The organism is Mesorhizobium montanum, from assembly GCF_033977145.1.
GTDB lineage: Bacteria > Pseudomonadota > Alphaproteobacteria > Rhizobiales > Rhizobiaceae > Mesorhizobium > Mesorhizobium montanum.
The window spans coordinates 61,957-76,980 of the sequence record NZ_JAVIJF010000008.1 but is presented as its reverse complement, the minus strand read 5'-3'; the positions used below and the strand labels follow the sequence as shown (position 1 = coordinate 76,980).

Genomic DNA, 15,024 nt, shown 5'->3' with positions numbered 1-15,024 from the left:
TCACCCCAAGATACCGGCAACGTGCTGGAACCACGCGACCAGCGGCGCCGGCAGATAGATACCGGCGGCAAACACCAAAGCGAGGTGCGAATACATCGGCACGTAGGACGCTTCGACCGGTGCCATGCCGCCGCGCGGCTCGCCGAAGGCGAGGCCGGTCAGCCGCAGCAACAGCGCGCCGAAGGCAATGAGCAGCCCGAACACCAGCGGGATCGCCAGCCACCAATATCTGGCGAAGGTCGAGCTGACGACCAGGAATTCACTCATGAAGATGCCGAGCGGCGGCAGGCCGGCGATGGCGACGACACCGATCACCAGCGCCCAGCCCAGTCCGGGATGGCTTTCGGTCAGCCCCCTGATCTCGGAGATATTCTGCGTGCCCTTGACCTGCGCGATATGGCCGACGGCAAAGAAGATCGCCGACTTGGTCAGGCTGTGCATGACCATGTGCAGCAGGCCGGCGAAGTTGGCGAGCGGGCCGCCCATGCCGAAGGCAAAGACGATGATGCCCATATGTTCGATCGAGGAATAGGCGAACAGGCGTTTGATGTCGCGGCGGCGGTAGAGCATGAAGGCCGCGAAGACGAGCGAGGTCAGCCCCATCGTGGCCATCAGCGGTCCGGGCCCGATCGCCTGCGGGTTTGCCGCCAGCAGAAGCTTGAAGCGCAGCACGGCGTAGAGCGCGACGTTGAGCAGCAGGCCCGACAGCACCGCCGAGATCGGCGTCGGGCCCTCGGCGTGCGCGTCGGGCAGCCAGGCATGCAAGGGGGCAAGGCCGACCTTGGTGCCGTAGCCGAGCAGCAGGAAGATGAAGGCGACGCTGAGCAGGGCCGGATCGAAATGCGCCGCCTTTTCGATCAGCACCGACCACACCATGGCGTTTGTGCCCTCGCCGACAACCGGCTGCGCGGCCATGTAGACGAGGATGGTGCCGAACAAAGCGAGCGCGATGCCGACGCTGCCGAGGATGAAGTATTTCCACGCCGCCTCCAGCGCCTCATGCGTGCGGTAGATGCCGACCATCAGCACGGTGGTCAGCGTGGCGAGCTCCACCGCGACCCACATCAGGCCGATATTGTTCGACACGAAGGCGAGGTTCATGCCGAACATCATGATCTGGTACATGGCGTGATAGAACCGCAGGTTGGGCGCGGTCAGCCGGCCGGTTTCCAGCTCATGCGCGATATAGGACGCGCTGAACACGCTGGTGGTGAAGCCGACGAAAGTGTTGAGCACGATGAAGACGATGTTGAGGTCGTCGACCAGGAGATATTGCCCCGGCGCCGGCCGCTCGGTGACGAACAGCGACAGCGCCGCGAGCAAGGTGAGCAGGCTGGCCGCGACGTTGACGGCCGCCGTCATGCGGTAGTTGGGCAATACCGCCAGAATGGCCGCGGCGGCCGCAGGAATGAAAAGGATGGCGGCCACGGCATCGAAGGAGATCACCGGCGCTCTCCACGATAGTCGTCGAGCGCGCCGACATCGACCGAATCGAACCGCTCGCGGATGCGGAACAGGAAGACGCCGATGACGATGAAGGCGATCAGGATCGAGAAGGCGACGCTGATCTCGACGACCAGCGGCATGCCCTTGGCGCCGGTGGCGGCCAGCACCAGGCCGTTCTCCAGCGACATGAAGCCGACGACCTGGCTGACGGCGTTGCGCCTTGTGACCATCACCAGCAGCCCCAGCAATATGATCGACAGCGCGAAGGCGAGATCCTCGCGGGCCAGCGGGTCGGCCTCGGGCGTCACGCGAAGCATCAGCACCATGGAGAGCGTCACCAGCCCGATACCTGCGAGCATGGTCGGGCCGATGCCGACGGCGGTCTCGATGTCGCGGTGGATGCCGAGCCGCTGGATGATGCGATGCAGCCCGACGGGGATGACGATCGCCTTGAAGACCAGCGCGATGCCGGCGGTGATGTAGAGATGATGCGCATCCTGGATATAGGCCTGCCAGGCGACCGACAGCGCAAGCACGACCGCATGCAGCGCAAAGACGTTGATCAGCGCGAACAGGCGGTCCTGGTAGAGCATCATGAAGGAGATCAGCACCAGGCTGCCGGCGAGCAGATGGGCGATGTCGAAGGTGAGACCGCTCATCACAGGCTCCGCGAGACGAACAGCAGGAGCGTGCCGAGCAGCGCCAGCATCAGCGCGGCGCCGAGGAAGTCCGGTACGCGGAAGACGCGCATCTTGGCGACCGCCGTCTCGAAAACGGCAAGCAGGATGGCAAGCAGCGCGAGCTTGCCGAGATAGGCGGCGGCGCCGATGGTCAGCGATTTCGGCCCCGCGCCCGCGCTCTCCAGCCCCCAGGGCAGGAAGACGCAGGAGATCAACGACATGTAGAGCAGCAGCTTGAGGAAGGTGGCAAGTTCGATCATCGCCAGATGACGGCCGGAATATTCCAGGATCATCGCCTCATGCACCATGGTGAGTTCCAGATGCGTGGCCGGATTGTCGACCGGAATGCGCGCATTCTCGGCGATCGCCACCATCACCAGGGCGATCAGCGACATGCCGAGCGACACCCGCAGTCCGACCTGCGGCGATCCCATGAAGGCGGCGACCGTCGAAAGCTGCGTGGCGCCGGCGACGAGCGCCAGGCTGAAGACGATGAGCAGCATCGCGGGTTCGGCCAGCGAGGCGATCATCACTTCGCGGCTGGCGCCGATGCCGCCGAAACTGGTGCCGACATCCATTCCGGCCAGCGCCTGGAAGAAGCGCGCGCTGCCGAGCAGCGCCACGATGACGATGAGATCGGCGGCCCAGCTGAACTCGAGGCCGGTGGCGAATGTCGGAACGAGCGCCGCCGCGACCCAGGTGGCGGCGAAGATCAGATAGGGCGTCACCCGGAACAGCCAGGACGCATTGTCCGCCAGCACGACCTCCTTGCGCATCAGCCTGGCGAGGTCGCGATAGGGCTGGATCACCGGGGGTCCCTGCCGCCGCACGAGCCTTGCCTTCACCTTGCGCACGAAGCCGATCAAAAGCGGCGCCAGCAGAAGCACGACCAGCATCTGCGCGCCCTGCACGGCCAGATCGAAGATCACGGCCATAACGCAAGCACCAGAAGCAGGATGACGAGGTAGAGGAAGACCAGCGTCAGGTAGCGGCGGATGGTCAGGAACTGCAGGTGGTTCAGCCGCTCGGTGGCGAAATCGATCGCCCCGGCGATCGGCTGGTAGAAAATCTCCCAGGCCACATCGTGCATATCCACCTTGAGGCGCGCCGGTTCGAGGGCGCCCGGCACCGGCATTTCCACCGTCTCGCGGGCGCGGAACGCGAAGCCGCCGAAGACGCGGCGAATGGGCTGCGCGAAGCTTACGGCGGTGTATTGCGCGGCGGGCACCGCGTCCGCGAAGCCGCATCCCCATGCCGGGCCCCGGCGCAGCGCGTGCGAGGCGAAGCGGTGGATGACGAAGGCCGCGAGCGACGCCGAGATGGTGATGAAGACGAACACCAGCAGGCCGTTATAGGAGCTGCGGCTCTCGGCGATCGGCACGATCGACAGCCAGGGCTGAGCCATTTGCACCGGCATGCTGTCGCCGATGAGCGAAAGCGTCACCGGCGACAGGCCGTCGATGACGAAGCCGGGCAGAATGCCGGCGAGCAGGCAGAAGGCGGCGAGCATGGCCATCGCCGACAGCGACCAGCGGTCGACCTCTTGCGCGCGTTCCACCGCCGCCGACCGCGCCCGGCCAAGGAAGGTGATGCCGAATGCCTTGACGAAGCAGGCCGCGGCCAGCGCCGCCGACAGTGCCAGCATGCCGCCGACCGCGGGCACGATGACCTTCAGCCCCCATTGCGGCAGCTCGGGGCTCCGCAATATGGCCTGGAAGACCAGCCATTCGGAGGCGAAGCCGTTGAAGGGCGGCAGCGCCGAGATCGAGACGCAGCCGACGAGGAAGACGAAGCTGGTCACCGGCAGGCGATGGATCAGGCCGCCCAGTTTTTCCATGTCGCGTTCGCCGGTTGCCGAGAGCACCGCGCCGGCGCCGAAGAACAGCAGGCTCTTGAAGAACGAATGGTTCAGCACGTGGAAGAGCGCCGCTGTGAAGGCCAGCGCCGCTGCCGACGGCATGGCGTTCGCGTGGAAGGCCAGCGCGAGGCCGAGGCTCGCAAAGATGACGCCGATGTTCTCGATGGTCGAATAGGCAAGCAGCCGCTTGAGGTCTTTTTCCATCAGCGCGTGCAGGATGCCCAGGACAGCCGTGACGCCGCCGATGAGAAGCACGGCAATGCCGGACCACCATGCCGGCTGGCCAAGCAGGTCGAACACCACGCGGATGAAGCCGTAGATGGCGACCTTCGTCATGACGCCGCTCATCAACGCCGAGACGTGGCTGGGTGCTGCCGGATGGGCAAGCGGCAGCCAGGCATGCAGCGGCACGAGGCCGGCCTTGGAGCCGGCGCCAACCAACATGAGGACGAGCACCGCACCGGCGGCGAACCGGCCGGGATGCGCCGTCCGTATCGCGTCGAACGCATAGGTTCCCGCCGGGCCCGCCAGCAGGCCGAAGGCAAGCAGCAGCGCCAGCGTGCCGAAGCTTGCCATCACCAGGTAGATAGTGCCGGCCCGCCGGTTGGCCTCGTCGCGGTGATGCGCCATGACCAGCGCCCAGGAGGTGAGCGACATGAATTCCCAGGACAGCAGGAAGCTGAAGGCATCGTTGGCCAGCACGACGAGGTTCATGCCGGCGAGGAACGCCGGATAGAACGGCAGCACGCGATGCGGCGCGGATTCGTGCCGGCCGTAGCCGAGGCCGTAGAGGCTGGCAATAGCGCCACCCAGGTTGACGACGACCAGAAAGAACGCCGACAGGCCGTCGAGACGGAACCGGGCGCCGGTCCAGGGCAGGCCGAGCGGCAAGGTGATGGCGGACACCGCGCCGGGATTGCCGGCGACATGGCCGGCAACGGCGGCGAGCAGGGCGGCTGAAATCACAAGCGTCATGCCATAGATCAGGGGCGTCGCGTAGGCGAGCCGGCTCACGACTGCAGCAAGGACAGCTGTTCCCAGAAACGCGGCGGGGCCGCACAGCAGAAGGGCGACGGTCGTACTCACGACAGGCTCCCGCCGGGTTCAGCCTTGCCTTCGGACGCCTTGGCAGGATCGAAACCGGCCTTAAGCCGCACGCCGCGCCCGCCGCCCTGGCTGACTGTGCCTTCCCCGATCAGTTCGATGCCGGCCACCTCAAGCGCCGCGATCAGCTTCATCAGCGAATCGACATTGCCCCGGATGATCGACCCGCTGGCTTCCATGCGCTGGATCGTCGGCACCGACAGGCCGGACAATTCGGCAAGCCGGCGCTGATCGATGCCGAGCAGCGATCTGGCGGCGCGCAATTGCGGGGCGGTTATCACCGACGACCCTCTTGTTCACTTCTGAAATATGAGGTCTCGGTGCTGTAGCATACTTAAAAACGTTTTATCGTCAATGATTGACGTTTCATACATCTACGTTGATGGGTAACCCGCCGCGAGGGACAGGGGACGCACCGCAAGATATCGTGATGCTGTCAGCCCGGGTTACGGCCTTGCCTTTCCGCCGAGCGATCGGTCGAGCCAGACCAGCACCTCTCCCGCCGCCACGAAGGCAAGTGCGATCAGGGCGCTGTTGATGAGGGTCTGTTCCCAGCCAATCCGGGCGCGGCGCGTCACGGGGCGTGCCCGATTTCCATCGCGCGGGCATCGATCGGCGTCACGATGCCGTAAAGTTTCGCCGGGTTGCCGCGCCAGACCGTGTTCGGCTCCAGCACCTCGCCCTTCATGACGAAACAGTCGATACGCCTCATGGCACACGACCGGATCGGTGAGGATGTGATCAGGTTGACCTACGTTCCTGCCTGATCCAATTGTTCCTGCGGCCACCATGAGCCGCCGCTTCCTGCCATCGCGCCTGCCGGCGATTCAGCAGCACGCCCAGTCGCCTAGAGCGGTTCACCGTTTCACGGAAACGGCGAACCGCTCTATCTCTTTGATTTCACGCAATTCCGGACGGAAAACCGCTCACACTTTTCCTGAAATTGCTCTAGCTGGATGGAGCAGCCATCGGCTGCGGCAGGCGGCTGATCCGGTGGAATGACCAGAGAAGCAGAGGACAGGTGAGGAGGGCGGCGGCACCGAAGTCGAGCGCGGCCGTTGCGGTGCCGGCCCAAACGGCAAGCTTGCCGCCTACTGCAGGCGCGGCCAGCATGCCGGCATAGTAGACGGTGTAGAACACGCCCATGCCGATCGATCGCGTCCCTTGGTCGAGCACGCGCGTGGGCAAGCTCATGATCACGCCCGCAGGCAGGCCGCATACCATCCCCATGGCAATGACGAGGGGCAGCGCTGGTCCGTTTCGCGATAGAAGGAGCACCAGCAATGCGAAGCCGGCACAGCCCGCGGCGAGGACCGCGCCGCCGCGTTTGCTGCGATCGGCCAGCAAGCCGCCCAGGGGAACTGAAAGGGTGGCCAGCCAAAGCACGACGCTGATCGCCGATCCCGCCGCCGCGTTGGACCAGCCGCGCTCGACGAGCATCGAGGGACCGAAGCTGAAGACCATCGCGAAGCCGACATTGTAGAGGCACCAGATCAGGCCGGCACTGATGAGCGCACAGCTTGTCCCGGCCGAAATGCCGCGGCCGTCTATTCTCCCGGCGGGCGACCGCTCCGGGGTCCGATAGACCAAGGCCATGAGGCCGATGCCGACGACAATCAGGACCGAAACGGCAATGCCCACGGCGGTCATCCCGAACGCCGTCCCGATTGCCGGCAACAGCATGAGAGCGATGGCGATGCCCGCTGGCCATGAGTTGATGTAGATGGCCATGGCGGTTGCGATTTCCCGGCTGGAAAACCAGTCGGCGACCATCTTGGTCATCAGCACGTTCAGGAGCACACCGCCGGTGCCGCCGATCAGCCGGCCGCCAATCTGCAGGCTCCAGGAAGTCGAAGCCGTCATCAGCAGTTCACCCGCCAGCATCATCAGGAGGCCGGCGAGAACGGTCGCCTTGTCGCCATGGCGCCGGCCGATGGTCGCGCCGGGCAGCGCCAACGCGACCCCGGGCGCAAGATAGAGGCCGATCAGCATCCCGATGTCGGCGAGGCTCGCCCCGAGGCTTCCGCGGACGAGCGGCGCGACGGCGGCAACGCTCTGGAACTGAAACGCCATTGCCGTTCGGGCGACAAACAGCACGGCAAGGATCGTCCAGCGACTGCGCACGGTTGTTCCGCCACGGATTTGCGAATTATCCAGGCCTGATATTCTGGTTCAACCGGAAGAAATTGGTCGGGTCGTATTGCTTCTTGACGGCGGCGAGGCGCGCATAATTGGCCCCATAGGCATCGCGCACCCGTTCGTCGCCCTCGTCGCCGAGATTGTTGGCATAGACGCCGCCGGTGGAGAATGGCCTGACCGCGTTCCACAGCTCGCGCGCCCAGCGCATATTTGCCTCGTCATCGGCCGGATCGTCCCAGATGGCGATCGGGAAGCAGTCGAGGGCCGCATCGCGGTTGACATAGGGCGAGTGCGACGCGGGCACGCGAGCGATCGCTCCGCCGACCTGCTGGAAAACCAGCAGGGCCGAGCGATTGGGAGCCCTCGCGTAAGTGTCGAGCAGCGCCTCGATCGCGCCATCGTCGATCTCGCGCAGGAACTGCGCCTTCCAGTAATAGCGTCGCCCGCGTGGAAAGAGGCTGTCGCCCGCCGATTGAATCTGGAGATAAGGAATGGCCTGAACGCGGCTGTCGATCGCGGATCCGAATTCCATCAGCGGCGCGATGACGGGTTCGCCAGCTTCGGGTGGCCCGACATAGCAGGCCGAGATGCTGAAGGCTCGCTCGCCCGAGGGTAGCGTGACGAGCGCGGCATCGACGCTCACCTCGTCCGGGGCGTCGCGGGAGAACCTGTCGTAGAACCGCATGGCCTCGCGCGCATCACTGTAGGCGTGCAGCACCGAGCCGACGAGAAGATTTGGGCCGATCGGGTGCAGCCGGTATTCGAACACCGTCACAATGCCGAAATTGCCGCCGCCGCCGCGCAAGGCCCAGAACAGGTCGGGATGCTCGCTGGCGCTTGTCCGCAACAGCCGTCCCTCTGCGGTGACGATTTCAGCCGCGATCAGATTGTCGCAGCTCAGGCCGTGCTTTCGCCCGAGCTTGCCGAAGCCGCCACCCAGCGTCAGGCCGGCAATGCCGGTGTCTCCGTTCACGCCCATGGTCGTTGCGAGGCCGTGCGCCTGAGTGGCTGTATCGAACTCACCGAGATTCAGGCCGGCTTCGGCCCTGGCGACGCGGCGCTCGGGATCGACGACGATCTTCTTCATGCGGGATAGATCGATCACCATCCCGTCATCGCAGACCGACAGGCCGGCGACGTTGTGGCCGCCGCTGCGAACGGCAACGAGACTGTCTTGTGACCTGGCATAGGTCACGGCACGGACTACGTCATCGGAATTGGCGCAAAAGACGATTGCGGCGGGCCGTTTGTCGATCGCCCCGTTCCATACCGCGCGCGCCTGGTCGTAGCCGGCGTCCGCCGGCAATACGACTTCGCCCTGTAAGCCCTGCCGTAGCTGTTCGATCGCGGTGTTCAAGGAATGAGATCGGCCCAATAGCGTTTCGGTCTGCCGTGCAATCTCCATCGGTATCGCCCTCGGTTCCAACAAGACCACGGTCTCACAGGAACCCGGTCTTCTGCAAAAGCGAAATTCTTAGCTACTGGATGAGCGGAATTCATCTACACTGCCGGCATGAGGAACAGTCCGCCGCTCCGCGCCTTGCACGCCTTCGAGGCCGCCGCCCGGCACGGCAGCTTCAAGGCCGCGGCGGCGGAGCTCGGTGTGACGCCGACGGCAATCAGCCACCAGGTCCGCCTGCTGGAAGAAATATGTGCTTGCAAGCTGTTCCAACGCCGGCCGCGCCCGCTGATGCTGACGAGTGCGGGAGCACGACTGTTCCCGATCGTCCGCAATGGCTTCGATCTTCTCGCCGGTTCCCTTGCCGCGGTCGCCGAGCCGGATGTTCAAGCGCCATTGCGGGTGACAAGCCCGAACGCTTTCGCCAGCCGATGGCTGGTGCCTCGCCTGCCGAAGTGGCGAGAGGCCAACCCAGCCGTGCCGCTGGAGATCATCGGGACCGACGCGCTGCTTGATCTGCGCGCCGGCGCCGCGGACGTGGCGATCCGCTACACACGGCGCCCGCTTTCGGGTTTTGCCGGGCAAGAGCTGTGCCGCGATTCCTTCTTTCCGATTTGCAGTCCGCGATTGCTGGCAAGCGACGGGCGGTCGATCGAGCGCGCCGCTGATCTCCTGCGCTATCCGTTGATCCATTTCGACTGGATGAATCGCGATCCGGACGCTCCCACCTGGCGCCGATGGCTGGCGACGGCCCGTTCAATCGATCCCGACCTGACCCCGGACAAAGCCTGGGATCTGAGCTTCCGCGAGGAGCTGCATGCGATCGACGCGGTTGCCGCCGGGCAAGGTATCGCGATCCTGAGCGACGTCGTGGTCGGCCGTGAACTGGAAAACGGCTCGCTCGTCAAAGCCCATCCATTGTCCCTGCCGGGCTACAGCTTTTATGTCGCATGGATGCACCACAGTCCGCGATCGGCGGTGATGGAAACCTTCCTGGTGTGGATGAGAACCGTCTTGTGAGGTGGTCGACGCTGGAATAAGCCGCGCCGGATTCGACTGTCGAGAGGGTGGCCGTGGCGGCGAAGACCGCCGGCCCAGTTCAGTGCGCTCACGCCGCATAAGCCAGCGCCAGAATTCTCGGGGAGGTAGTGAAGCGCACCGTCAGACAACGCCCTGCTGAAGTGACCGCTTCGCCCGTTTCGAAATCGACGACGATATCTTCAAAGCCAAGCACGCGACCGTCGAGCGGAAACGACGCCTTGTAGGTCGCCTCCTTGACCGCGAACAGGATACGTCCGCCCAGATGCGGATCGAGGCCGCCCAATCGGTCCTGCGGCGTGATCACCAGGGATCGGAGTTCGAGCGGCAATGGCAAGGCAGGTTCGATATCGACGCCGACGCTTCCCAGCATGTCGGATCGCGCGGCGACTGCCACGGCGGTCTCGCCGTCATGCGCGATCGAACCGGCAATGCCGGGCGGCCAGATCGGGTTTCCCAACTGGCCTCGCAATATTGCCAGATCCATGCATCCCAGGCGCCGCAGCAACTCGTGCGCGATGCGGCGGCCTGCCCCCGTGGCGGCGCGCGCGCTATGTTCGCGCGTAGCCATGGAAGCGGTTTCCGCCGGCAGGATGTATTGTTCGTCTCCAGCGTGAATATGACGGCAGCCTATGCTGAGGCCGGGCGGCGCGAGGCCGGTCAATGCCTGAGTGATGCCGCGTTCGATATCCACGCACGAGCCTTTCGACCGGGTGTTCAACGCTCTATCCGCCGAGTTCGAGCACGGCGATCATTTCGTCGTCTTCGTCCAGTCCTTGCTCGACGAAACCGAAGCCGGCGTAAAGTCGGCGCGCCGCCTCGTTTTCCGGTTCGTAGCAGATCGAAACGCGGTGGATGCGGCTGAGTTGCGCAATCTCTTCCAGCGCCTTGGCGACGGCGGCGCGGCCAAGGCCCTTGCCCTGCTCGCGGCGGTCGATCATGAGGCGATAGATGATCGCCTCGTCATCGTCTTCCGGCGCGCTGTACATCAAAAACCCGACGACGCGGCCGGCTGCGACAATGGCGCGGGCTATCGCCTCGTCATCGTGCCGGGCCTCCGCCAGCGATTCGGCGTTGGAGGCGACGAACTCTTGCTGCTCCGGCAACAGTTCGAGCTCCAGTATCGCCGCCCGGTTGCCCTTGTCGGCAGCCTCCAGGGCAATCGGCTGGTCGTTCATGCCGGAGGGGGGCGTCACGGTGCGTGCCCGATTTCCATCGCGCGGGCATCGATCGGCGTCACGACGCCGTAAAGTTTCGCCGGGTTGCCGCGCCAGACCGTGTTCGGCTCCAGCACCTCGCCCTTCATGACGAAACAGTCGACGTCCGCCACGCATCCCTCGCCCATCACCACCGCGTAGTGAACGAAAGAGGAGGGCGCGAGCGTGCAGCCGTTGCCGATGCGGATGTAGTCGGACTTGAACGCGCCTTCCTCCAGCGAATGAGCCTGGATGACGCAGCCTTCGTTCAGCGTCACGTCGTCGCCGATCTCGACCAGCGATCGCTCGGTGATGATGCTCCCTCCGTCATAGAGGCGTCGCCCGACCTTCACGCCCAGCAGGCGCAGGATGAGCGGCCTGAACGGGGTCCCGGTGAACAGGCCCATGATCGGCGAATCGGACAGCTTCCAATGGCGTTCGTGCCGCCAGAAAACCGGGTCGTAGATCGTCGCCATTCGGGGCTTCAGCCGGCGGAAGCCGAGGCTGACGCGTTCCAGGAAGATGTAGAACGGGATACCGATCGCGGTGGTCAGCATCACGGCCACGAACAGCGCCGTCTGCCCCCATTCGGTATAGTAGTTGAGCGCGCGGTCCCAGATGGCGAGCGTCAGGAAGAGGATCAGCCATTGCGCGGCCACGAACATCAGCGCGGTGACGAGGTTGTGCAGGTTCTTCAGCGGCAGGCGACGGTTGCGCTCCTTGTCGGAGATCAATCCGAGAAGCTCCTTGTCGCGATTGACCATGCGCGGAATCTCGAAGGGGGGCGAGCCCAGAAGTCCGACATTCTCGCGCATGGGGCCGTCCACCGGAACGTGGACCTTGGTGCCGAGCAGGCAATTGTCGCCGGCGCGGGAATCCGGTGAGTAGATGATGTTGTTGCCGAAGAAGTTGCATTCGCCGACCCGAGTGTGCTCGAGGCGGAAGGAGTTGGCCGACTTCTGCATGTTGACCATGAACAGGCCGTCGGACACCATCGTATGCGAGCCGATCTCGCTCAGCTGTGGATTTTCGTGCCGCTGGTTGGTGCCGAAATTCGATCCGGTCTGATCCACCTCGTTCAGCCGCCAACCGATGGCGCGCAGGTAGTAGATGATGGCCGAGCTGTCGCCGAACAGCACGTTCAGCAGCCGCACATTGCTGATCAGCTCCAGCATCGTTTGCAGCCAGTAGTGGAACCCGTAGAGCGAATAGTTCCGGCCGGGCTTCAGCATGAGGTTGAACAGCCGCGGCACGATGGCCGCCAGCAGCACCCCGCCGATGATGAACCCCGCCACCGTGACCGTGGTGCCGATCGCCACGACGCCGATGGTTTCATCGTAGTCGTCACCGACATTTTCCCAGTAGCTGTGAAACAGAAGCGGGAACGGTGTGACGATGGCAAATAGGATGAAGAGCTGGATCATCTCGTAGATGACCCGGCGCACCCGCGAGAGCGGGACGTTGGGAACGGTGCAGTAATCCGCCTCGGTCGGGATCGCCGGCGATCCGTGCCACCGCTCGCCGGCCGGGATCGCCTGGCCGCGATGCAGCGACGAGGCATGGCCGAGCTGCGCGCCGTCGCCCATGCGGGTGTCGATGTCCAGGGCCGATCCAACGCCGACGAAGGCATTGCTGCCGATGTTTACGGGCCCGGTATGGATGTAGCCCGCCTGCGCGCGGAAACCGAGGATCGTCGAATCCTTGCGCAGGATCGAGTTGTCGCCGATGGCGATCAGGTCGGTGCAGACCGGGACCGCCCTGCACTCGACGACCGTGCGGTTGCCGAGCCGCGCGCCGAGCAGGCGCAGATAGAGGCTGTAGAGCGGACTGCCGCGGAACAGCACGACCGGGGCGCTGCGGACCAGCGTCTTGACGATCCAGAAGCGATAGTAACGCCAGCCCCAGATCGGAAAGGTTTCGGCCTTCCAGCGGCCGACCAGCAGCCATTTGGCGGCGATGGCGAAGCCGCTCAACCCGAAGAACACGCCGGCTGACAGAAGAACGCAGCGAAGGTACAGAGATGCCGGGTCGTCCAGGGCGTCATAGACCCAGTTGAGGCCGTCATTGATCGCCCACAGCGCGAGATAGCTGTAGGCCGCGTAGAACGACAACTGGCCGAAGCCTGTTGTCCAATAGGCAAGGTTGGATGCCTGGTGCGTCAGCATCGGCTCGCTCGCCGCAACCGCGGCCATCTGCGGCGCGCGCAGGTGATCGGCGAGCCGCGCCACGGTCGGGTGCAGGTAGATGTCACGCATCGAAGTCGTCGACCAGGCCTTGCGCGAACGGATGCGCGCGCAGAACCGCGCCATCAACAGCGAGTTCGCGCCGAGATCGTCGAAGAAGTGATCCTCGATCGAGATATCCTCGAACTTCAGCACGTCTTGCAGCGTGTCGACGAGGAACTTCTCGTCCTCGTTGCGTGGGTCGATCATCGCATGGCCGGCGGCGACGCGGGCGCTTGTCGGCTTAGGCAGCTTCCGCAAATCGACCTTGTTGGAAACGGTCATCGGGATCGCGGGCAATTGCTCCAGATAGGCTGGAACCATGTAGTCGGGCAGCCGCCGCTTGAGCTCCTGCACCAGCGCGGTGCGATCCACGCCGGCGCCGCCGCTCTTGGGCGCATAGTAGCCGACAAGCTCCGTGCGCTCGGGCTCGATCTCCCACGTCGTGACCGCGGCCTGCGCGATGCCCGGCTGATCCAGAAGCACGGCCTCGATCTCGCCCAGCTCGATCCGGTAGCCGCGGATCTTCACCTGCGTGTCGATGCGGCCGTGATATTCGATATCGCCATTGTCGTTGATGCGGCCAAGGTCGCCGGTTCGATAGATGCGGCCGCCGGGGTTGTTGGGCAGGCCGATGAAATCCTTGATGAATCGCTGCTCGGTGAGTTCCGGCCGATTGAGGTAGCCGACCGCCACGCCCATGCCGCCGATGCAGACTTCGCCCAACTGGTCGCCGCTCAGCACTTCCGGCTTTTGCGCGTCGAGAATGACTATCGAATAGGTAGGCAGCGGCTTGCCGATGGTCACCGGCTCGTCCGGGCTCAGCAAGGCCATGGTTGCGGTAACCGTCGCTTCGGTCGGCCCGTAGGTGTTGAGAATCTTGCGGCCCGGCTTCGCCCAGCGGGTAACGAGCTTCTGCGAGCAGGCCTCGCCGCCGACCAGGATCGCGCGCAGGCTTGGAGCGTCGCTCTCGATCGATGACAACAGCGTCGGGCTGCAGGCCATGCAGGTGATGTTGTGCTCGCGCAGGAAGCTCGCCAGTTCCTCGCCGACGAGCGGTTGCTGGCCGGGCGCCGGCACGACGGTGGCGCCAGCGGCAAACGGCACCCAGATTTCCTCCGAGGAGAAATCGAACGCGATCGTCATGCCCTGGTACACGCGGTCGCCCGGCCGGTAGCCATAGGACGCCGCCGCGACGCGGATGAAGTTGCAGAAGCTCTGATGCGTAATGACCACGCCCTTGGGCTTGCCCGTGGTGCCCGAGGTGTAGAGGATATAGCAGGTCTGATCCTGGCTGCCGTCCGACAAGGGCGCCGTTTCCGGCTGGAGCGCGATTTCGGACTCCGCCGAATCGATCGAGATGTGCGGAACCGGCAGGCGCGCCACGCGCGCCGCATAGCCGGAGACACTGATCACCATCGTGACGTTGGCGTCCTCGATGATCATCACCATGCGATCTTCGGGAAACGCGGTAGCCAGCGGAACGAATGCCGCTCCGGCCTTCATGACGGCAAGGATGGCGATATAGGTCTCGGCGGAGCGGTCGAGCAAAAGCCCGATCCTGTCCCCAGGCCTCACGCCGCGCTCGATCAGCAGATGCGCGAACTGGTTGGCGCGGTTGTTCAGCTCGCGATACGACCAGGGCCGGCCGCCGGAAATAACCGCGGGCGCGGCGTCGAAGCGGCTTGCCAGGTCGCCGAAGAACCGGTCGAGCCGCTCATGCGGCTCGCCTTTCTGGATGAAATCGGGGCCGATTAGGATCTGATCGCGCGCCGGCGCTGCAGCCGTTGCTGTGGTCTGGCCGGAGTCCTGCCTGGCGGGCTTGGTGGCTTCATTGAGAGACATTGGGAACCCCGCGAGCTCGTATCCGCTCGCACTATGCGTGGATGGTGAAAATGACAAAAAACGAATGATGTCTGATCAGGGTCCCCGCTTCGCGGCC

At 64.6% G+C, this 15,024-nt stretch carries 13 protein-coding genes and 1 pseudogene; 2 read left to right on the top strand and 12 right to left on the bottom strand.

Going from position 1 to position 15,024, the window contains the following annotated elements; genetic code table 11:
• The 7 genes from RFM68_RS12750 to RFM68_RS12720 form a co-directional block, all read right to left on the bottom strand.
• On the bottom strand, positions 1 to 1,446 hold the full coding sequence (locus RFM68_RS12750) for a hydrogenase 4 subunit F (protein WP_320233328.1): 1,446 nt from the start codon (positions 1,444 to 1,446) through the stop codon (positions 1 to 3).
• Positions 1,443 to 2,105, bottom strand: coding sequence for a hydrogenase-4 component E (locus RFM68_RS12745; protein ID WP_027166917.1), 663 nt, complete (start codon positions 2,103 to 2,105; stop codon positions 1,443 to 1,445). The genes RFM68_RS12750 and RFM68_RS12745 overlap by 4 nt, the downstream gene beginning before the upstream one ends.
• Positions 2,105 to 3,061, bottom strand: coding sequence for a respiratory chain complex I subunit 1 family protein (locus RFM68_RS12740; protein WP_320233327.1), 957 nt, complete (start codon positions 3,059 to 3,061; stop codon positions 2,105 to 2,107). Before RFM68_RS12740 ends, RFM68_RS12745 begins: the two co-directional genes overlap by 1 nt.
• A complete protein-coding gene (gene hyfB, locus RFM68_RS12735) occupies positions 3,052 to 5,070 on the bottom strand; it encodes a hydrogenase 4 subunit B (RefSeq protein WP_320233326.1) in 2,019 nt (672 codons plus the stop codon). Before hyfB ends, RFM68_RS12740 begins: the two co-directional genes overlap by 10 nt.
• On the bottom strand, positions 5,067 to 5,369 hold the full coding sequence (locus RFM68_RS12730; protein ID WP_320233325.1) for a helix-turn-helix domain-containing protein: 303 nt from the start codon (positions 5,367 to 5,369) through the stop codon (positions 5,067 to 5,069). Before RFM68_RS12730 ends, hyfB begins: the two co-directional genes overlap by 4 nt.
• A gap of 165 nt (positions 5,370 to 5,534) precedes the next feature.
• Positions 5,535 to 5,666 carry a hypothetical protein gene (locus tag RFM68_RS12725; RefSeq protein WP_320233324.1) on the bottom strand — a complete coding sequence of 44 codons (132 nt, stop codon included), beginning with the start codon at positions 5,664 to 5,666 and terminating at the stop codon, positions 5,535 to 5,537.
• Entirely contained in the window at positions 5,663 to 5,800 is a 138-nt protein-coding gene (locus RFM68_RS12720) for a hypothetical protein (protein WP_320233516.1), read from the bottom strand. The genes RFM68_RS12725 and RFM68_RS12720 overlap by 4 nt, the downstream gene beginning before the upstream one ends.
• Between RFM68_RS12720 and RFM68_RS12715 the strand changes: the two are divergent.
• Positions 5,790 to 5,855 (top strand): annotated as a pseudogene (locus RFM68_RS12715) (dihydrofolate reductase family protein); the annotation flags it as partial. The gene RFM68_RS12720 and the pseudogene RFM68_RS12715 sit on opposite strands and share 11 nt — an antisense overlap.
• Positions 5,856 to 6,036: 181 nt before the next feature.
• Here the strand turns inward: RFM68_RS12715 and RFM68_RS12710 are convergent.
• Positions 6,037 to 7,212 (bottom strand): MFS transporter, encoded by a 1,176-nt coding sequence (locus tag RFM68_RS12710; protein WP_430694850.1) that lies wholly within the window; start codon positions 7,210 to 7,212, stop codon positions 6,037 to 6,039.
• 25 nt (positions 7,213 to 7,237) lie between these two features.
• Positions 7,238 to 8,584 carry an FAD-binding oxidoreductase gene (locus RFM68_RS12705; RefSeq protein ID WP_320233322.1) on the bottom strand — a complete coding sequence of 449 codons (1,347 nt, stop codon included), beginning with the start codon at positions 8,582 to 8,584 and terminating at the stop codon, positions 7,238 to 7,240.
• A 183-nt stretch (positions 8,585 to 8,767) separates the two neighbouring features.
• Here RFM68_RS12705 and RFM68_RS12700 point away from each other — a divergent pair, with 183 nt between their 5' ends.
• On the top strand, positions 8,768 to 9,646 hold the full coding sequence (locus RFM68_RS12700; protein WP_320233321.1) for a LysR substrate-binding domain-containing protein: 879 nt from the start codon (positions 8,768 to 8,770) through the stop codon (positions 9,644 to 9,646).
• Positions 9,647 to 9,734: 88 nt separating this feature from the next.
• On the opposite strand, the gene RFM68_RS12695 is transcribed toward RFM68_RS12700, so the two are convergent.
• The 3 genes from RFM68_RS12695 to RFM68_RS12685 are packed head-to-tail and all read right to left on the bottom strand — an operon-like array spanning position 9,735 to position 14,927.
• Complete coding sequence (locus tag RFM68_RS12695) at positions 9,735 to 10,358, bottom strand: 4'-phosphopantetheinyl transferase family protein (RefSeq protein WP_320233320.1); 624 nt, start codon at positions 10,356 to 10,358, stop codon at positions 9,735 to 9,737.
• Positions 10,359 to 10,389: 31 nt separating this feature from the next.
• Positions 10,390 to 10,860: a GNAT family N-acetyltransferase gene (locus tag RFM68_RS12690; protein WP_320233319.1), complete on the bottom strand. Its 471-nt coding sequence runs from the start codon at positions 10,858 to 10,860 to the stop codon at positions 10,390 to 10,392.
• Positions 10,857 to 14,927: a Pls/PosA family non-ribosomal peptide synthetase gene (locus RFM68_RS12685; protein WP_320233318.1), complete on the bottom strand. Its 4,071-nt coding sequence runs from the start codon at positions 14,925 to 14,927 to the stop codon at positions 10,857 to 10,859. The genes RFM68_RS12690 and RFM68_RS12685 overlap by 4 nt, the downstream gene beginning before the upstream one ends.
• Positions 14,928 to 15,024: the final 97 nt, after the last annotated feature.